The sequence below is a fragment of the Novosphingobium endophyticum genome, assembly GCF_014640675.1.
GTDB classification, from domain to species: domain Bacteria; phylum Pseudomonadota; class Alphaproteobacteria; order Sphingomonadales; family Sphingomonadaceae; genus Novosphingobium; species Novosphingobium endophyticum.
Window position 1 is genome coordinate 127944 of sequence record NZ_BMHK01000002.1, and the last position, 18751, is coordinate 146694.

Sequence of the window (18751 nt, forward strand, 5' to 3'; positions counted from 1 at the left end):
TAGACGGCGCATATTGCTGCAACCCCGGTGCGCTGGTACCAACTATTTATGTCCAACTGTGACCTTTGCGTCGTTCGGAACCGGGCGATTTGTTCCTCTCTTGACGCGAAGGAGCTTGAAGCGCTCAACGCGATCGGTCGCACGCGCAAGATCACGGCGGGCGAATCGCTGATCTGGGAAGGCGAGGATTCCGTTCTCGTCGCCAACGTCATCGAAGGCGTGCTCAAGCTTTCCACCAATACCGAAGACGGGCGCGAGCAGATCGTCGGCGTGGTCTATCCTTCCGACTTCATCGGCCGGCCTTTCGGCGGCACGTCGGGCCACGGCGTGACGGCGCTGACCGATGCCACGGTCTGTGTCTTTTCCCGCCGCGATTTCGACGCTTTCGCGCGCGAGCATCCGGCGCTCGAGCACAAGCTGCTCGAACGCACGCTGGGCGAGCTTGACCGCACGCGGCGCTGGATGCTGCTGCTGGGGCGCAAGTCCGCGTCCGAGAAGATGGCCACCTTCCTGGTTGAGATGGCCGAACGCCTGACCGGTTCGGGCTGCCGAGTCGACGCCGACAAGCCCAACCGGCGACACCTGACCCTGCCGTTCTCGCGCCAGCAGATCGCCGACGTGCTGGGCCTGACGATAGAAACGGTCAGCCGCCAGTTCACCCGGCTCAGGAATGAGGGCGTGATCGACCTGCCCTCGCGCCGCGACGTGACGATCCTCGATTACGAGGCGCTGATCGCCGAAGCGGGCTGAGCCTGCGCCGAAGCATGGGCCGGAACCTTGCGGGCGCCGGCCGGCCTGAGATCGAACGACGGGGCGGCATCGGCGGGCAGCAGGTCGAATGCGTGCATGTAGCGCTCGAAACGGTGGCGCACTGCCTCCGCATCGAGGCCGAAGGAAGACAGCTCATAGCGGTGGTGCTGCCAACGGTGCTCGCTGCGGGTCGCGGTCACGTATCGCTCCATGCCCGGCACGGCCGGCGCGATGTCCATGTCGAGGAAGGCGTAGACGCGCTTCATCACCGCGAGCCAGTCGGCGTCCATGTCCCTGTAGAGCACGTCGATCCGCTGGCCGGGATGAATGCGGCTGCGCGCGACCTGCATCCGGTCGATCTGCAGCTTCGTCTTGTGCAGCCATTGCTGGCCGATCCAGCCGGCGTCGGCCTTGTCGCTGTGGATCGTCATCTGGTTCCAGACGAGCGAGCAACTGCTGCCCACCACCCGCGCCGGATCCCGGTGGATGAATATCAGCCTTGCGTCCGGGAAGACGCGCATCAGCGCGGGTAGGTCAAGCATGTGCTGCGGCGTCTTGAGCACCCACGGCTTGCGTGACGTGCTGCCACGCGCCCAGCGCACCAGCCGCAGCAGGCGCGCGACGTGCTGGTAGGCGGGAGTGGCGTCCTCGTTTTCGGCCCAACGGCCATAGCTCGGCACGCGCCACTGGGCTTCGTGCTTCATGCCCCACGCCGAGGCCACGAGCAGCCCCAGCTCTTCTTCCGGCTCGAACGGCCCCGTGGGGTGGATGACGGCGGTCCTGGGATTGAGCCGGTGCACGGTGGAAAGCAGCCTGCCGGCCTCGCGCGGGCGGCGGTCGCGCCCCCCCGGACGAAATTCCGGGCGAGGGGCAGGGCAGACGGTTTCAAAGAAACGCAAGTGCTCGAAGCGTTCGTCTGCCGCGAGGAGCCGGTGAAGCCGCGTCGTCCCCGACCGCATCGGTCCCACGACGATGACCGGCGGTGCCAGCGGTTCGGCCAGGATCTCCGGCTCACTGTCGAACCAGTGCTGTGCCCAGAGCCGTTCGCGCATGATTTTCACGAACTGGCCGGTCGCGGCGAAGCGCCCCAGGGTGTTCAGCGCGGCTTCCTCTTCCAGTGCTTCGACCAGCACTTGCAGCGGCTCGAGAAACCAGGGGTCGCCGAAATCGTGGAGGCCGGTCTGCCTGCGGGCAAGCTCGCACATTTCCTGAACGTCCAGGTCGATTTCGGGGACCAGCCCTGACTTGTGCAACCCGCGCATGACGACGTTGGCGGCGCTCACCAGACGGGAGCGGGGCGGCAGCGAGAAATCTCCAGTCATGACTGCAATAAGCGCATGCCGGGAAGAAATGTTCAATATGTCGGCATTCTTTCTGCACGACCGATCGATTGAAACAAAACACCGGCCGTGGTGTTGAAAGCAGATGCACCCGATCGGCTCAGGTTTCCGGCGCGGAGCGGCCGCCTCGTCCGGTCGGGGCAGGAAGCGCACCTTGCGCAGCCGCTTCTTCAATCGGCACGGATCGGTTCTGTTCGTCAGGAATGCTGCGGCGTCGACGCTTTCTTTCCTTTTTGACCTGCTGCTGATCTGGATCATGATTGAGCAGACCGGCCTCGACATGACGATAGCGGTGGCGATCGGTTTCATCCTCGCCAACGCCGTTCACTATCTTCTCGCCCGTTCATGGGTCTTTCGGGGCACGGCGCGCGGGTTTGCGGCCGGCTACCTCTATTTCCTCGCCAATGCGCTTCTGGGGCTTGTCATCATCCTCGCCGCTTTCGCCTTGCTCGCCGAGGGGCTGGGCGTGCCCTACATGCTTGCGCGCGTGATCGCCTCGCTGTGCGCGGGCACAGTGGTCTTCGTGCTCAACGCGACGATGAACTTCCGTCGTCTCTGACGAACAAGAGGGAGCCTGCGCGGCTCCCTCCCGGTGTCGTCGCAAGGATCAGAAACGGTAGGAAACGCCGGCGCTCAGGACCCATGGGTCGAGGTCATGCCGGGTCTTCAGCGCGAGGGTGCCGTCCTCGTAAAACGAGGCGGTGGGCTTCATCCAGTATTTCTTGGCGTCGAGCGAGAGGCCGAAGCCTTTGTCGCCCAGCGCGATGTCGACGCCCGCCTGCGCGGCCACGCCCAGCTTGTTGGACATCTTCACCCTGTCGATGCCTAGCGCCTCGGCGGTGGCTCCGGGCTTTTCGTCGAAGACGATGAACAGGGCCGGGCCTGCGCCCAGGTAGGGCTTGATCGGGCCGCCGGTGTCGAGGTGCACCTTGGCGGTGAGCGTGGCCGGCAGGATCAGGACATGGTCGACCAGTTCGGTTCCCGCAAGGTCGCCGGCGCCGTTCACATGGTGCTGCGTGAAGCAGCAGATCGTCTCGACCGAGAAGGTCTCGTTGAAGAAATATTCGACCGTGAGCGTGGGCACGACATTGTCGTTGACCCTGGTCTGCGGATTGCCCAGCGCCGCGGCGGCCGCGCCGAGGGTCGTGCCGGGATCGAGGGCCCTGATGCTGTCGATCCTGCCGTCCGGCAGCACGGCGGTGCCGAGGGCCCTGACCTGCAAGTGGCCCTCGGGACTGCCGGCCCAGGCCGGTGCCGAAAACGCGGTAGCTGCCGCCAGCGCGGCGGTCATCGTCAGTATGCGCATAGTGCTCGTCTTTCATCGCCGCCGGGCCCGCACCATACGGCTCCCCTCATCTGCGGCTGCGAAGAGAGCGTTCCTCGACCCGCTCGCCGATTGATTTGATTGGGCGCAAATTTGCCGTTTCTCGTGCTTTTTCCCAATGGGTGCGGGATTTTGACGCGGGTCAATGTTTCGTCTGCCCGTGCGCTGCAATGCGGCAAGAGGTTCAGCAAACAATCTCGAAAGAGAAGGCTTATGGAAACGGTCCTTGCACGGGCGGGCGTCTGGCTTGCCGTGCTTCTCCTCGCCGTCGTGGCGGCTGCCCTGGCGGCCGATGCCGGGTTCGCCATTCACATGACGATCGTTGCGCTGGCGGCCCTCGTCATCCTGTGGGTCACGGTGAGCGGCGCGGATTACGGCGCCATGGCGCGCGGCATCCTGAAAATGCCCGCCGACGAAGGACGCTATGACGACGACCCGATACGCTGGGGCGTGATCGCCACCGTGTTCTGGGGCATCGCCGGTTTCGCGGCGGGGCTGTTCATCGCCATGCAACTCACCTGGCCGGTGCTGAACCTTGAGCCTTACCTGAACTTCGGCCGGCTGCGCCCGCTGCACACCTCGGCGGTGATCTTCGCCTTCGGCGGCAATGCCCTGATCGCGACCAGCTTCTACGTCGTCCAGCGTACCTGCCGCGCGCGTCTCGCCTTCCCCGGCCTCGCGCGCTTCGTGTTCTGGGGCTACCAGCTCTTCATCGTGCTCGCCGCGAGCGGTTATCTGCTCGGCACCACGCAGAGCAAGGAATATGCCGAGCCCGAATGGTACGTGGACTGGTGGCTGACGATCGTCTGGCTCGCCTACCTCGCGGTCTTCGTCGGCACGATCATCAAGCGTGCAGAGCCGCATATCTACGTGGCGAACTGGTTCTATCTCGCCTTCATCGTCACCGTCGCCATGCTGCATGTCGTCAACAACCTCGACATGCCGGTCAGCCTGCTCGGTTCGAAGAGCTATCCGCTCTTCGCCGGCGTGCAGGGCGCATTGGTGCAGTGGTGGTACGGCCACAACGCGGTCGGCTTCTTCCTGACCGCCGGCTTCCTGGCGATGATGTACTATTTCGTGCCCAAGCAGGCCGAGCGCCCGGTCTACAGCTACCGCCTGTCGATCATCCACTTCTGGTCGCTGATCTTCCTCTACATCTGGGCGGGGCCGCACCACCTCCACTACACCGCGCTGCCCGACTGGGCGCAGACGCTGGGGATGGTCTTCTCGGTCATGCTGTGGATGCCGAGCTGGGGCGGCATGATCAACGGGCTGATGACGCTCAACGGCGCCTGGGACAAGGTCCGCACCGATCCGATCATCCGCATGATGGTCATGGCGCTCGCCTTCTACGGCATGAGCACGTTCGAAGGCCCGATGATGTCGATCAAGAGCGTCAACTCGCTCTCGCACTATACCGACTGGACCATCGGCCACGTCCATAGCGGCGCGCTGGGCTGGAACGGGATGATCACGTTCGCCTGCATGTACTACCTCGTGCCGCGCCTCTGGGGCCGCGAGCGGCTCTACTCGCTGCGGATGGTCAACTGGCACTTCTGGCTCGCGACCATCGGTATCGTCTTCTACGCCGCCAGCATGTGGGTGGCGGGCATCACCCAGGGCCTGATGTGGCGCGAATACGGCGCGGACGGCTATCTGGTGAACTCCTTCGCCGACACCGTCGCCGCGCTGCACCCGATGTTCATCATGCGCGCCTTCGGCGGCCTGCTCTACCTCGCGGGCGCCGTCATCATGGTGGTCAACGTCTGGGCGACCATCGCCGGCAGGCTGCGCCAGGAAGCGCCTATGCGCGATGCCGCCTACGACCCGGCCGCCGACCGCCCGATCCTGGCTCCTGCCCAATAAGCGCGACGAACAGGGAACTATAGCCATGACTACCATGACCGAACGGCACAAGACGCTCGAGAAGAACGTCACCCTGCTGGGGATCGCTGCGCTCGTCACCGTCGCCATCGGCGGCATCGTGGAAATCGCGCCGTTGTTCTGGATCGACAACACGATCGAGAAGGTGGACGGCGTGCGCCCCTACACCCCGCTCGAACAGGCCGGACGCGACATCTATGTGCGCGAGGGGTGCTATACCTGCCACAGCCAGATGATCCGCCCGTTCCGCGACGAGGTGGAGCGCTACGGGCACTACAGCCTGGCGGCGGAATCGATGTACGACCATCCCTTCCAGTGGGGCTCCAAGCGCACCGGGCCGGACCTTGCGCGGGTCGGCGGGCGCTATTCGGACGAGTGGCATGTGCAGCACTTGCGCAACCCGCAGTCGGTCGTGCCCGAAAGCGTGATGCCGCAATATGGCTTCCTCGCCGATCAGGACCTCGAGGTTCCCGACATCGCCGCGAACCTCACCTCGCTGCGCCGGGTGGGCGTTCCCTATACCGAGAGGGATGTCGAGATGGCGATGGCCGACCTCAAGGCCCAGGCCGATCCCGAGGCCGACGCGGACGATCTCGCGGCGCGCTATCCCAAGGCGCAGATCCGCGACTTCGACGGCAACCCCTCGCGCCTCACCGAGATGGATGCGCTCGTCGCCTACCTGCAGATGCTGGGCACGCTCGTCGACGTCAACGGCGCCGCCGCGCAGGAGGAACTGGCATCGGAGCAGGGCCGATGAGTACCCATTCCACTTACGACATGCTGCGGCACTTCGCCGACAGCTGGGGCCTCCTTGCCATGCTGGTCGTGTTCCTCGTGCTCGCGGCCTGGCCCTTCCGGCCCGGCGCGCGCGACAAGAACCACCATGCCGCGAACCTGATCTTCAAGGACGAGAACGATGGCTGACGCAGACAAGACCCCGACAGCTGCCGGCAGGCGCATCGATGAAGCGACGAACACCGCAACCGTCGGCCACGAGTGGGACGGGATCGAGGAACTCGACACCCCGATGCCGCGCTGGTGGCTGTGGACCTTCTACGCGACGATCGTCTTTTCGGTTGCCTACGCGGTGGCCTACCCGGCCTGGCCGCTGCTCTCGAAAGGTACGGAGGGTATGCTGGGCTGGTCGAGCCGGGGGCAGCTCCGCGCGGAACTCAACGCGCAGCAGGCGCAGCGCGAGCAAACCGTGGCGGCGCTGGCGCGGATGCCGATCGAGGAACTACCCGGGCATCCCGAACTGATGCGCGCGGCGATCGCCGGCGGCGCGGCGGCATTCAAGGTCAACTGCGTCCAGTGCCACGGCGCGGGGGCGGCTGGCTTCAAGGGTTTCCCGAACCTCAACGACGACGACTGGCTGTGGGGCGGCGATCTTCAGGCCATCGAAGCCTCTCTGGTCCACGGCGTGCGTCAGCCCGGCGATGACGCGACGCGCCAGTCGATGATGCCGAACTTCGGCAAGGACGGGCTGCTCACTTCCGAGCAGGTGCAGGACGTCACGAGCTATGTCCTCAGTCTCTCGGGCCGGGAGAAGGCCAGCCCTGCCTCGCGGCGGGGAGCCGGGCTCTTCGCCGAAAACTGCGCCATCTGCCACGGTGCCGACGGCACCGGCAGTCGGGACTTCGGCGCGCCGAACCTCGCCGATGCGATCTGGCTCTACGGTGGCACCCGCGAGGAGGTCACCGCGCAGATCAACGCGCCGCGCCATGGCGTCATGCCGGCCTGGGACACGCGCCTCGATCCGGTGACGATCAAGATGCTGACCGCCTACGTCCACTCGCTGGGCGGCGGCGAGAAGTTCGAAATCGCGCAGGCGTCATCCCGGGCTCGCCCCGGGACCGGTGACGGTCTTTAGGCGGGGGCACCCGAGAAGATGCGCCTCAAGGACGCCAGCGGTCCCGGATCAGGTCCGGGATGACGAAGAGATAGATGAAGATGGACCAGTCGCTCAACCTCAAGCCCGCATCGCTCTATGCGAAGCGCGAGCCGGTCTTCAACCGGCGTATCGATGGCAGGTTCCGGCGCCTAAAGTGGGCGATCATGGTCATCTGCCTCGCGATCTACTGGATCACACCGTGGATCCGCTGGGACCGTGGTCCCTATGCGCCGGATCAGGCGGTGCTGGTCGATCTCGCCCACCGCCGTTTCTACATGTTCGGCATCGAGATATGGCCGCACGAGTTCTACTTCGTGGCCGGCCTGCTCATCATGGCCGGCATCGGCCTGTTCCTCGTCACCAGCGCGGTGGGACGCGCATGGTGCGGCTATGCCTGTCCGCAGACCGTCTGGACCGACCTGTTCCAGCATGTCGACCGCTTTTTCGACGGGGATCGCAACGCGCGTTTCCGTCTCTACAAGGCGCCCTGGGGGCCAGCCAAGATCGCGCGGCGGCTGGGCAAGTGGAGCGTCTATCTCGCGATCAGCTTCGCCACCGGCGGCGCCTGGATCTTCTATTTCGCCGACGCGCCGACGCTGCACCAGGTATTCTGGTCCGGCACGGCGGCACCGGTCGCCTACGGAACCGTCTTCGTGCTGACGATGACAACCTTCGTTCTGGGCGGTTTCATGCGCGAGCAGGTCTGCATCTACATGTGCCCCTGGCCGCGAATCCAGACCGCGATGCTCGACGAGAAGAGCCTGATCGTCACGTACAAGGACTGGCGAGGGGAGCCGCGCGGTTCGGTCAAGAAGGCGCAGAAGAACCCGGAGGCGTTCGGCGACTGCATCGACTGCAACCAGTGCGTCGCGGTCTGCCCCACCGGCATCGATATTCGCGAAGGGCCGCAGATCGGCTGCATCACCTGCGCGCTCTGCATCGATGCCTGCGACCGGGTGATGAGCGAAACCGGGCGCCCGCGGGGGCTCATCGACTACGCCACGCTGGAAGATTCGGAACGCGAGAAGGCAGGCCAGCCGCCGACGCGCCACCTCAAGCTGATCTGGCGCCCGCGCACGGTGCTTTACTTCGCGGTCTGGGCCGGGATCGGCCTCGGCCTGCTGTTCCTGCTCGGCGCGCGCGTCCATACCGACCTGACCGTCGCGAAAGACCGCAACCCGCCGTATATCCTGATGAGCGACGGCTCGGTCCGCAACGCCTACACCCTGCGCCTGCGCAACATGCAGGGCCGGCCGAGGCAGATGGAGATTGCCATCGAAGGCCTGCCCGGCGCGAAAATGTGGAGCGACGACATCGGCATGGAAGAGGCAGCGCGCACCCTGACCCGCACCGTTCCCGCCGACGAGACGCAGAGTCTGCGCGCCTATGTCGTGGTCCCCGCCGGCACCGCTTCGCAGGAGTTCACGTTCAACCTGCGGGCCATGGGCGAAGAGCGCGAACAGGACAGCGCGCAGGCCCAGTTCGACACCCCAGGAGTAGAATGATGAGGCCAAGCAGCAGCAACCGCACTTCCCCCCAGCCCAATCCCTCCCCTGAAGGGGAGGGGCTTGCGAGAATCCGCCCCTTCACCGGCAAGCACATGGCGGCGATTCTTGTCGCCGGCTTCGGCGTGGTCGTCGCCGTCAACTTCACCATGGCGGGCCTTGCCGGTTCGACCTTCGGGGGGATCGTCGTCGAGAACACCTACGTTGCCAGCCAAAAGTTCAACGGCTGGCTCGACGAAGCGAAGGCGCAGGAAGCGCTGGGCTGGAAGCTCGTCGCCTCGCGCCGCCCCGATGGCCGCGTCGTCGTCGAGCTGGCGGCGGCCCCGGCCTATCCTGACGTAACCGCGATCGCCCGCCATCCGCTTGGGCGCCAGCCCGACATGGTGCTGACGTTCGTCCCCGACGCAAGCGGTGCCTATGTCAGCCGCGAGGCGCTCCCCGAAGGCCGCTGGACGGTGCGCTTCACGGTCGAGGCGCAAAGACAGACCTGGCGCAGCGAACAGGCGATCCGATGAACGCGCCCGTGACCGACATCCGGCCCGCCGAGGCCGCCCGCATCGACAGCCGCTTCACCGTGCCAGGCATGCGCTGCGCCGGCTGCATCGGCAAGATCGAGCGGGGGCTTGGCGCCGTGCCCGGTGTTGCCGCCGCGCGGGTCAACTTCTCGGCCAGGCGCGTCGCCGTCAGTCATGCGTCCGACCTGACGGGCGAGGCGATTATCGGGGAATTGCGCAAGCTCGGTTTCGATGCGGAGCGCGCCGCCGAGAACCCGCTTGCCCGCGACGATGCCGAGACCAGGCGGCTGCTGCGCGCCCTGGCGGTGGCGGGCTTCGGCATGATGAACATCATGCTGCTCTCCGTCAGCGTCTGGTCGGGCGCGGAAGGCGAGACGCGCGACCTGTTCCACCTGATCTCGGCGCTGATCGCCATTCCGGTGATCGCCTATTCCGGCCGCCCGTTCTTCTCCTCGGCGCTGATGGCGCTGCGCTATGGCCGCACCAACATGGACGTGCCGATTTCGATCGGCGTCCTGCTGGCGACGGGCATGAGCCTCTACGAGACGATGACCGGGGGGGCGCACGCCTATTTCGACGGCGCGGTCATGCTGCTGTTCTTCCTGCTCGCGGGCCGGGTGCTCGATGCGATGATGCGGGGCAGGGCGCGCTCGGGCATCGCCTCGTTGCTCGGCCGCATGGGCCGGGGCGCGCAGGTCGTCGGGCCCGACGGCGCCACGCACTACGTCGAGGCCGACCGTCTCGCCCCCGGCATGGTCATGCTGGTGGCGGCGGGCGAAGCGCTGGCCGCCGATGGCGAGATCGTCGAGGGCCGCACCACCATCGATTCCTCCATGCTCACCGGCGAGAGCGCCCCCAGGGCCGTGGGGCCGGGCGATCTGATTCACGCCGGCATGGTCAACCTCGGCAATCCGGTGCGCCTGAAGGTGACGGCCGCGGCGCAGGACACCGCCATTGCCGACATCGCGCGGCTGATGGACGAGGCCGGCCAGTCGCGCTCGCGCTACGTGCGCTTCGCGGACAAGGCCGCGCGGCTTTACGCGCCAGCCGTCCACAGCCTCGCTTTCCTCAGCTTCTGCGGTTGGTTGATCGTCGGGGGCGGCGTCCATCATTCGCTGACGATCGCGGTCGCCGTGCTCATCATCACCTGCCCTTGCGCGCTGGGCCTCGCGGTTCCGGCGGCACAGGTCGTCGCGGCAAGCGCGCTGATGAAGCGCGGTCTGCTCATCAAGGATGGCTCCGCGCTCGAACGCCTCGCCGAAGTGGACGAGGCGCTGTTCGACAAGACCGGCACGCTCACGCTGGGCGAACCGCGTCCCGCCGACCTGACCGCTCTCGATGCCCGCAAGCGCGGCATCGCCCTTGCTCTCGCGCAGGCGAGTCGTCATCCGCTCAGTCGCGGTCTGGCGCAGGCACTGCGGGCGGAAGGCGCGGAACCGGCGGCGCTCGACGGGGTTGGCGAGACGGCCGGCAGCGGCATGACCGGCCGGTTCGAGGGGCAGGACGTCGCGCTGCTGCGTCCCGAAATCGAGACCGGCGGGCTGGCGGTGGACCTGCTGGTGGGCGAGACGCGCGCCCGCATCGCCTTTGCCGACCCGCTGCGGCCCGATGCGCGCGAGACGCTCGCCCAGCTTGCGGCGCAAGGCGTGTCGTCGGCCATCGCCTCGGGCGACCGGGCGCAATCGGTCGCCGTGGTCGCGCGCGAGCTGGGCCTGTTCGCGGCGGCGGGGATGCATCCGGCGGACAAGCTCGCCCTGCTCGAACGCAAGGCCGGGCAAGGGCGCAAGGTGCTGATGATCGGTGACGGGCTCAACGATGGCCCGGCGCTCGCCCGCGCCCATGCCTCGATAGCACCCGGCGGTGCCAGCGACGTCAGCCAGCAGGCCGCCGACGCGGTATTCGTGGGCGAGCGGCTGATGCCGGTCGCGCTGGCGGTTCGGGTCGCGCGCGCGACGATGCGCATCGTCCGCCAGAATTTCGCGCTGGCGGTGGTCTACAACGTCTTCGCGGTGCCGCTTGCGATCTTCGGCTATGTGACCCCGCTCGTCGCGGCCATCGCCATGTCGGCCAGCTCGCTCATCGTCGTCGGCAATTCGCTGCGTCTTGCGCGCGCGGCGGGGAAGGAGGCGGCATGACCATCCTCGGCATGCTCATTCCGCTGGCCCTGCTGATGGGCATGCTTGGCCTCGCCGCCTTCTTCTGGGCGATGAACAGCGGCCAGTTCGAGGATCTCGACGGGGCGGCCAACCGCATCCTGATCGAGGAGGACGAGAACCGGCCATGAGGCGCCAGCTCGCCCTGCTGTCCGCGCTGGCGCTGGTGCCCGCGATGATCGGCCCGCTGCAGGCGGAGGCGCGTTCCCTCGTCGCTCCGCTGTGCGGCGGAGCGAGCCTGTCGATTCCCGTTGCCCCCGAAGGGCCTCCCGGCCCGTCGCAAGGCCCCTGCTGCGCCAAGGGCTGCCACGCCGGGTCCTGCCGCAAGCGACTTGATCGACCGCAATGACGCCGCGCGCCGCCAGGGCGATGGTGCCCGGCATGTGGACATATCTGCCAGACCTCCTCGCGGTTCCCGTACCGCGCTACACCAGCTTCCCCACGGCGGCCGACTTCGGCGAAGGCGTTGGCGCCGGCGAGTTCATGCACGCGTTGGAGGGGGAGACGGGCGAGGTCTCGCTCTATGTCCATATCCCGTTCTGCGAGAAGATCTGCTGGTACTGCGGCTGCAACACCAGCGTAGCCAATCGCAAGGACCGGGTGGCGAGCTATCTCGACGCGCTGCACCGCGAGGTCGAGCTGGTCGCCGAGCATCTGCCCAATGCCTCCCGGGTAACGCGCATCGCCTTCGGCGGCGGCAGCCCCAACGGGATTTCGCCGATCGACTTCGTACGGCTGGTGGACACGCTGACGCTGCAGTTCGGCGCATCCCGTCCGGTCATTTCGGTCGAGCTGGATCCGCGTACCTTGCGGCCGGACTGGGCATCGGTGATCGCGGCGGTCGGGATGGAACGGGCCAGTCTCGGCGTACAGACCTTCGCACCGCACCTGCAGCAGGCGATCGGCCGCGTTCAGCCGGTAACGATGATCGAGAACGCCACCGCCATGCTGCGCGGCGCCGGCGTCCATTCGCTCAACTTCGACCTGATGTACGGACTGCCCGGCCAGACCATGGCGGACCTGCGCGGGTCGCTCGAACAGACCGTGGCGCTGGGCGCGGACCGTATCGCGCTGTTCGGCTATGCCCATGTGCCGCACCTGATCGCGCGCCAGAGGAAAATCGACGCCAGCGCCTTGCCGGATGCCGAGACGCGGTTCCGCATGGCGGCGTTCGGGTATGAGTTCCTTGTCGGCGAGGGCTATGTCCCGGTCGGCTTCGATCACTTTGCCCGGCCGGACGATTCGCTGGCGCAGGCCGCGCTTTCCGGCAGGCTGCGGCGCAATTTCCAGGGCTTTACCGAGGATCAGGCGCCAGTGGTGATCGGTCTGGGCTCATCCTCGATCAGCAGCTTTCCCGACCTTCTCGTCCAGAACGAGAAGAACACCGGGCGCTATCGCATGATGCTCTCCCAGGATCGGCTGACCGCCAACCGGGGCGTCGTGCGCAGTGCCGAAGACCGTCGACGGGCAGCCGTTATCGAAAAGCTGCTGTGTCAGGGGCGGGTGCGGGTCGACCCGGACTTGCGGCGCGAGGCGCGGCCGATGCTGGCCCCTTACCTCGATGCGCGGCTTTGCGAGTTCGACGGCGCCGATCTCGTCATCCTGCCCGGCGGAGTGCCTTATGCGCGCTCGATCGCGGCGCGCTTCGATCCCTATCGCAAGGATTCGCTGCGCCGCTTCAGTTCGGCGGTGTGATCGAAAACCAACGTCATCCCGGACTTGATCCGGGATCGCTGGCGGTGTTTACGAGCAACCTCGCCGAGCGCCTGACCGGGATGTTGCGCCGAGCGACCGCCCCCGGTCCCGGGGCGAGCCCGGGATGACGCGAGCGGATTATCGCGCGCTTCGCCTAAACCCGCGTGTCGAACTCGACTCCGAACAGGTTTCCCTCGGTCCAGCGCACCAGCCCCCACAGTTCGCGGCCGTCCTCGAGCTGCGCGCGCACCACTTCGTTCTCGGCCGGCGGGCTGCCCGCGGCCGCCGCGCTGAGACCGCGCGAGGAAATGTCGCGCACGATGACGTCGATGGTCTGCCCGCTGGCATCGTAGAGGGTGAAGCGCGTGCATTGATTGCGCCGGCGCTCACGCAGGATCGGAGTCGGCTTGAAACGGCTGGTGTCCATGTGCCCGTAATACGGCAGCATGGTTAAGGGTTTAATCCAGCGGCTTCGGTCCGCCGGTTCCCATGTACTTCGCCAGCCCCCGGTGCAGGTTGGTCACCTTGCGCTCCTGCCACGGGTTGGGCAGGCAGCCCCGGAACCCGCGCGATTTGAGGCCGCGCTGCATCTCGACCATGTTCGAGATGTCCTGGGCGATGACGTGGGGCCACTTGTCGAGGTCCTGCTCGAGGAAAGTCCACTGCGTCGGCGGTTCCTCGCCTTCGGGGAAGCGGTCGAGCGCGACGGCCTCGTAGATGCACTTGTCGGGATCGCTGCCGTAGGGGCGGACGCGGTAGTAGAGCAGGAAGGTCGGCCCCGGCAGCAGGTTCATGTTGGGGAACACGCTCTGGGCGAGGCCGGCCCTTGCCATCTCTTCGTCGGTGATCTCGGGCCAGGTGACGCCGCGCGCCGCATCGTCGGCCTTCGCCCGTTCGATCCAGTGGCTGTGGACCTCGTGCGGGGGCGTGCCTTCGGGCAGCTCGTCGACGAGGCGCTGTGCCGCCCTGACCAGCGTTTCGGTGGTGCTGGCGCCGATGGTGTCCCAGAATTCCTGCTGCATCCTGGCGATGGTGACGCGCGCATCCTCGCCCTTGGCGGCGCGGTGGACCGAAGTGTCGGCGGCAGTGCCTTCGCCCTCGGCCTTGTGCTCCTTGCTGTCGAAGCCGTCGTTGCCGTGGAGGCCGAGCGCTTTCGACCAGGCGTAGAAGTCGCCGTACTTGGTGAGCTGCGGGTGGGTGCCGGCGACGTGGTAGGGCTCGAGGAACGCTTCGAGCGCGACTTTCCAGTTGCAGTCGAACACGCCCCAGAAGCGGAAGCGATAGCGCATCCGGTCGAACTCGAAAGGATCGAGCAGCGAGGCGATCGGTTCGAGGAACTGGCGCAGCGGGCCGGCATCCGGGTCCATGTTGATGAAGATCCAGCCGCCCCAGGTATCGACCTGAACGGGCGTCAGCCCGGTGCGATCGTCGGTCAGCGCGCCCTGCCAGTCTTCCTTGTCGAGGATGTGCGTGGCCTCGCCGTCAAGGTTGAACGTCCAGGCGTGGTAGGGGCAGGCGAATGAACCCTGCCGCCCGCAGGCGCTGTGATCGCCCTTGCTCTGCGGCAGCACGCCCGCTGCATCCCTGGGGCCGCCGCCGCAGTTGTTGCCGACGAGCCTGCGGCCCCGATGCGGGCAGACATTGTGGAACGCCCTGATCGTGTTTTCATCGCTGCGCACGATCAGGATCGAATCGTGGCCGATGTTGTAGGTTATGTAGTTTCCGGCCTGCGGGATCTCTTCCACTCGGCCCGCCTGCTGCCAGACCCTGGACCACAGGCGCTCTCCCTCCGCCTCGGCATATTCGCGGCTGATATAGGCCTCGGCCGGGAAGGTCAGGGATTCGGAGAGGTCTTCGGAAACGATCTTCTCAGGCTTGTTCATGGCATCCTCCCCGGATTCATTCGGCTGGTTCGAGAGTGTGTTCGCTGTTGAGCACGAGGCCCGCCATGCTGCCTTCGTCGCGCCATTTCGCCAGCATGTCCTCGAAGGCATAGTAGCCCTCGCCCCAGGGCTCGCCGAAGATCGAGCGCTTCTTCACCGGGTCGCCTTCGTTGTTGAAGTACGAGGGCGTGCACTCGTTCTGGAAGCGCGAGTTGTCGACGGCGACGGAGCGCAGCTTCGCGATGTAGGCGTCCTGCGCCTCCTGGCTCGGCTCGACCATGGCGGCGCCGCGCCGGATCGCCTCGCTGGCGATATAGCCGATGTGGCGGCCCTGATCGATGAAGGTCTTGGAATTGGTCGCGTTCGCCCCGGCCTGGGTGAAGCCGGTGAAGAACATGTTGGGGAAGTTGTGGGCCATCATGCCCTGGAACGTCCTGAAGCCGTCGCGCCAGTAGTCGTAGATCGACACGCCTTCACGCCCCTCTATCGTGTCGATGCCCCAGCGCCGGTCGAGGTCGTTGGTGACTTCATAGCCCGAGGCGAAGATCAGGCAGTCGATCTCATATTCCTGACCCTTGTGGACGAAGCCCGTCTCGGTAAGCCGTTCCACCCCCTGCGTTTCGGCGACGTCGATCAGCGTGACGTTGGGCCGGTTGAACGTGGGATAGAAGTCGTCGTTGGAGCAGGGCCGCTTGCACAGGTAGCGGTAGTAGGGCTTGAGCGCCTCGGCCGTCTCCGGGTCCTCGACCAGGGCATCGACGCGGGCGCGCAGGCGTTCCATCACGCGGTAATCCATCACCTCGCGCCGTTCGGCGTATTCCTCGGGCGAGATGTCGGGCCAGCCCTCGGCTTCGAGCTGGGCGTTGCAGTTGCGGCTGATCTCGGTCCAGATATCCTCGACCATGTCCGGCTCGCGCGGGGCGAGGCGTTCCATCGCGGCGCGGTGGAAGTTGCGGATGCGCTCCTCCTGCCAGCCGGGCTTCTGCGAGGCGAACCATTCGGGATCGGTCTCTCGGTTGTTGCGGAAATCGATCGTCGAGGGAGTACGCTGGATGACGTAGAGCTGCTTCGCATACTTGCCGAGGTACGGCACGATCTGCACCGCCGTGGCGCCGGTGCCGATGATGGCGACGCGCTTGTCCTTCAGCTTTTCCAGTTCCGGGCGGCCCCATTCGCCACCGGTATATTCGTAGTCCCAGCGCGCGGTGTGGAACATCTTTCCCTTGAACCGGTCGATGCCGGGGATGCCGGGCAGCTTCGGCTTGTTGAGCGGCCCCATGGCAAGGACCACGAAACGCGCCTTGATGTCATCGCCGCGATTGGTGCCGACGTGCCAGCGGTTGATCTCGGGGTCCCACTTGAGGTTGCGGATCAGCGTGTGGAACAGCGCGTTCTGGTAGAGGCCGAAATGCTCGGCGATGATCCGGCAGTGCTTCTGGATCTCGATGCCGTCGGCGAACTTCCGGCTGGGCATGTAGCCCGTTTCCTCGAGCAGCGGCATGTAGCACAGCGCATCGTTGTCGCACTGGATGCCGGGATAGCGGTTCCAGTACCAGGTGCCGCCGAAGTCGCCGCCATGATCGATGTTGTAGAAGTTGTCGATTCCCGCCTTCCTGAGCTGCGCGCCGACCATCATGCCGCAGTAGCCGGCGCCCAGGATCACCACGTCGGTCTCGCCGGTGATCGGATCGCGGGGGGTGACCGGCGTATAGGGGTCGACCTCGTAGATCTCCGCGTACTTGCCGCTCGAGGCGATATACTGGTCGTTGTGGTCCTTCTTGATGCGGCGGTCGCGTTCGGCGAGGTACCGGGCGCGGATCGCCGGAATGTCGATCTCGTCGGCGGCGGGGCACTGGGTCGGGTTGTACATCATCGCAGCATCCTCATGTCCGTAATCAACAGTGTTGTTGATTTGAATATCGGGCGCGCCGGATGTCTTCCTTGACCTGGATCAAGAAGCGCCGGATCCTTGCCGAAACCGGTGCCGCGAACGCTGTTCTCACACTTGACCGCGATCAAAGATGCGCCGCCCTGCTTCTGCGAGAAAGCTGATTGCCGGTCTCGCACCATCCGGTGCGAACCGCTTCTCCCCACCTTCGGGCGGCCCCGCCTCGTGACGGGCCGCCCATTTTTCTGCCCTGCGGCGGCGATTGCTGCCGGGCATCGCCTGATCGATGCATCGTCTCACTTGAAACGATTGACCCTCGTCAATGGCTTCGGTGCCGGGAGCGGGTGAAACTGCCGGCCAAGATAGCGACGGGATGGCCCGCACGCATCACAGACGCATACCGGGAGTTGGACCTATGCAAATGAACGACATGGTGATCATCAGTACCGACGATCACATCTGCGAACCCCCCACCTTGTTCGACAATCAGGTTTCGGGCGATCTTCTAGCCTCGGCGCCGAAGCTGAAGACCGATGGCCAGGGCAAGAACTATTGGGAGTACCAGGGCTATATCCGCCCCTCCGTCGGCCTCAACGCCGTCGTCGGCCGGCCTTTCGAGGAATACGGCATGGAGCCGACCTCGCTCGACCAGCTCCGCGAGGGCTGCCACGATGTCCATGCCCGGATCGACGACATGGACGTGAACGGGATCGCCGCCTCGATGTGCTTCGGCAACTCGATCGGCTTCGACGGTCAGACCTTCCACAAGGCGCCGGACAAGAAGCTCTCGCTGCGTCACATGCAGGCCTATAACGACTGGCACCATGACGAGTGGTGCATGGCCTATCCGGGCCGCTTCATCCCCATCGGCATCCTTCCCACCTGGGACCAGAAGGCGACCGTCGACGAGATCAACCGTCTGGCGAAAAAGGGCTTCAACGTCGTCTCGATGAACGAGAACCCGACGGTGCAGGGCCTGCCTTCGATCCACAACGCGTACTGGGACCCGATCTTCAAGGCGATCGTCGACAACGACATGACCATTGCCTGCCACATCGGCTCGGGCAATCCGGCGCCGCATGCCTCGATGGAGACGCCGATCGAGGCGTGGATCTCGACGATGCCGCTGTCGGTGGCGCAGGGCGTGGCGGACTGGTTGCAGCTGGAGGAACTGCACCAGTATCCGAACATGCGGATCATCGTCGCCGAAGGCTCGATCGGCTGGGTTCCCTATCTGATGGAGCGGGCCGACTTTTCCAACTGGCGGCACAAGGCCTGGACCCGTTCGCGCTTCCAGGACATCAAGCCGTCGGAGCTGATGAAGCGCCACTTCTGCCATTGTTTCCTGTGGGACCCCTATGGCCTGAAGAACCTTTCGGAAGTCGGCGAGGACAACGTCACCTACGAGGTCGACTACCCGCACTCCGACGCGCTCTGGCCCGATGCGGCCGAGCAGTGCTGGGAGCAGGTCAGGATCCTGTCCGACGAGAACATCGACAAGGTGACTCACCTCAACGCGATCAAGTGGCTGAAGCACGACGCGCTGTTCGAGAACTACAAGCGCGAGGAGATCAACGTCGGCGCGCTCCATGCCAGGGCGAAGGCCAAGGGGGTGGATACGTCCCCCAAATCCTCGGGCGGCTCGGTTCCGACCGAGGAGACGCGGCCGGTGACCTCGGGCGACATCATGGAGATGTTCAAGGCCCACGCCGAAAAGCGGGCGAAGGAAGCAGCTTGACTGTTTCGACCGACATTCCGGTGCCCCATCGCCGGAATGGGCACCGCGCGGGGGGACCTCCCTTCGCGCGGTGTCTTTTTATGGACTCACGCGGAGGCGCGGAGACGCGGAGGATTAGTTTTTTTTGACTCGCGCAAAGGCGCAAAGGCACGAAGATATTGCTCTGCGCCGCAGGTGCCATTCTC

General features: G+C 65.8%; 18 protein-coding genes. 13 read left to right on the forward strand and 5 right to left on the reverse strand.

The window, feature by feature from the left end; genetic code table 11:
• Positions 1 to 48 precede the first annotated feature (48 nt).
• On the forward strand, positions 49 to 750 hold the full coding sequence (locus tag IEX32_RS02090; RefSeq protein ID WP_188767853.1) for a Crp/Fnr family transcriptional regulator: 702 nt from the start codon (positions 49 to 51) through the stop codon (positions 748 to 750).
• Here IEX32_RS02090 and IEX32_RS02095 read toward each other — a convergent pair.
• The gene (locus IEX32_RS02095; protein ID WP_188767855.1) at positions 720 to 2072 is read right to left on the reverse strand and encodes a sulfotransferase family protein; all 1353 of its coding nucleotides are present in this window, start codon (positions 2070 to 2072) and stop codon (positions 720 to 722) included. The genes IEX32_RS02090 and IEX32_RS02095 overlap by 31 nt on opposite strands.
• Before the next feature lie 172 nt (positions 2073 to 2244).
• Here IEX32_RS02095 and IEX32_RS02100 point away from each other — a divergent pair, with 172 nt between their 5' ends.
• On the forward strand, positions 2245 to 2649 hold the full coding sequence (locus tag IEX32_RS02100; RefSeq protein WP_229735792.1) for a GtrA family protein: 405 nt from the start codon (positions 2245 to 2247) through the stop codon (positions 2647 to 2649).
• Between the two features lie 48 nt (positions 2650 to 2697).
• Here the strand turns inward: IEX32_RS02100 and IEX32_RS02105 are convergent, their stop codons facing one another.
• Positions 2698 to 3396 (reverse strand): OmpW/AlkL family protein, encoded by a 699-nt coding sequence (locus tag IEX32_RS02105; protein WP_188767859.1) that lies wholly within the window; start codon positions 3394 to 3396, stop codon positions 2698 to 2700.
• Positions 3397 to 3627: 231 nt separating this feature from the next.
• Here IEX32_RS02105 and ccoN point away from each other — a divergent pair, with 231 nt between their 5' ends.
• From ccoN to hemN, 10 genes are all read left to right on the forward strand, one after another.
• A complete protein-coding gene (ccoN, locus tag IEX32_RS02110) occupies positions 3628 to 5280 on the forward strand; it encodes a cytochrome-c oxidase, cbb3-type subunit I (RefSeq protein ID WP_188767861.1) in 1653 nt (550 codons plus the stop codon).
• Between the two features lie 25 nt (positions 5281 to 5305).
• A complete protein-coding gene (gene ccoO, locus IEX32_RS02115; RefSeq protein ID WP_188767865.1) occupies positions 5306 to 6055 on the forward strand; it encodes a cytochrome-c oxidase, cbb3-type subunit II in 750 nt (249 codons plus the stop codon).
• Positions 6052 to 6222 (forward strand): cbb3-type cytochrome c oxidase subunit 3, encoded by a 171-nt coding sequence (locus IEX32_RS02120; protein ID WP_188767866.1) that lies wholly within the window; start codon positions 6052 to 6054, stop codon positions 6220 to 6222. The genes ccoO and IEX32_RS02120 overlap by 4 nt, the downstream gene beginning before the upstream one ends.
• Entirely contained in the window at positions 6215 to 7168 is a 954-nt protein-coding gene (ccoP, locus tag IEX32_RS02125; RefSeq protein ID WP_188767874.1) for a cytochrome-c oxidase, cbb3-type subunit III, read from the forward strand. The genes IEX32_RS02120 and ccoP overlap by 8 nt, the downstream gene beginning before the upstream one ends.
• 80 nt (positions 7169 to 7248) lie before the next feature.
• Positions 7249 to 8694, forward strand: coding sequence for a cytochrome c oxidase accessory protein CcoG (ccoG, locus tag IEX32_RS02130; protein ID WP_188768165.1), 1446 nt, complete (start codon positions 7249 to 7251; stop codon positions 8692 to 8694).
• 95 nt (positions 8695 to 8789) lie between these two features.
• Positions 8790 to 9209, forward strand: coding sequence for a FixH family protein (locus IEX32_RS02135; protein ID WP_229735831.1), 420 nt, complete (start codon positions 8790 to 8792; stop codon positions 9207 to 9209).
• Positions 9206 to 11344 carry a heavy metal translocating P-type ATPase gene (locus IEX32_RS02140; RefSeq protein ID WP_188767878.1) on the forward strand — a complete coding sequence of 713 codons (2139 nt, stop codon included), beginning with the start codon at positions 9206 to 9208 and terminating at the stop codon, positions 11342 to 11344. The genes IEX32_RS02135 and IEX32_RS02140 overlap by 4 nt, the downstream gene beginning before the upstream one ends.
• Positions 11341 to 11493 (forward strand): cbb3-type cytochrome oxidase assembly protein CcoS, encoded by a 153-nt coding sequence (gene ccoS / locus IEX32_RS02145; RefSeq protein WP_188767881.1) that lies wholly within the window; start codon positions 11341 to 11343, stop codon positions 11491 to 11493. Before IEX32_RS02140 ends, ccoS begins: the two co-directional genes overlap by 4 nt.
• Positions 11490 to 11711, forward strand: coding sequence for a hypothetical protein (locus IEX32_RS02150; RefSeq protein ID WP_188767883.1), 222 nt, complete (start codon positions 11490 to 11492; stop codon positions 11709 to 11711). The genes ccoS and IEX32_RS02150 overlap by 4 nt, the downstream gene beginning before the upstream one ends.
• 32 nt (positions 11712 to 11743) lie before the next feature.
• The gene (gene hemN / locus IEX32_RS02155; RefSeq protein ID WP_188768167.1) at positions 11744 to 13057 is read left to right on the forward strand and encodes an oxygen-independent coproporphyrinogen III oxidase; all 1314 of its coding nucleotides are present in this window, start codon (positions 11744 to 11746) and stop codon (positions 13055 to 13057) included.
• A gap of 154 nt (positions 13058 to 13211) precedes the next feature.
• On the opposite strand, the gene IEX32_RS02160 is transcribed toward hemN, so the two are convergent.
• From IEX32_RS02160 to IEX32_RS02170, 3 genes are read right to left on the reverse strand one after another with little or no spacing between them, the layout of a single operon-like run.
• Positions 13212 to 13505, reverse strand: a complete 294-nt coding sequence (locus IEX32_RS02160) for a PilZ domain-containing protein (protein ID WP_229735803.1) — start codon at positions 13503 to 13505, stop codon at positions 13212 to 13214.
• 10 nt (positions 13506 to 13515) lie between these two features.
• Positions 13516 to 14940: an aromatic ring-hydroxylating oxygenase subunit alpha gene (locus IEX32_RS02165; RefSeq protein WP_188767892.1), complete on the reverse strand. Its 1425-nt coding sequence runs from the start codon at positions 14938 to 14940 to the stop codon at positions 13516 to 13518.
• A gap of 16 nt (positions 14941 to 14956) precedes the next feature.
• Positions 14957 to 16813: a flavin-containing monooxygenase gene (locus tag IEX32_RS02170; protein WP_188767894.1), complete on the reverse strand. Its 1857-nt coding sequence runs from the start codon at positions 16811 to 16813 to the stop codon at positions 14957 to 14959.
• A 430-nt stretch (positions 16814 to 17243) separates the two neighbouring features.
• On the opposite strand from IEX32_RS02170, the gene IEX32_RS02175 reads away from it, so the two are divergent.
• Positions 17244 to 18566, forward strand: a complete 1323-nt coding sequence (locus tag IEX32_RS02175; protein WP_188767896.1) for an amidohydrolase family protein — start codon at positions 17244 to 17246, stop codon at positions 18564 to 18566.
• Positions 18567 to 18751 lie beyond the last annotated feature (185 nt).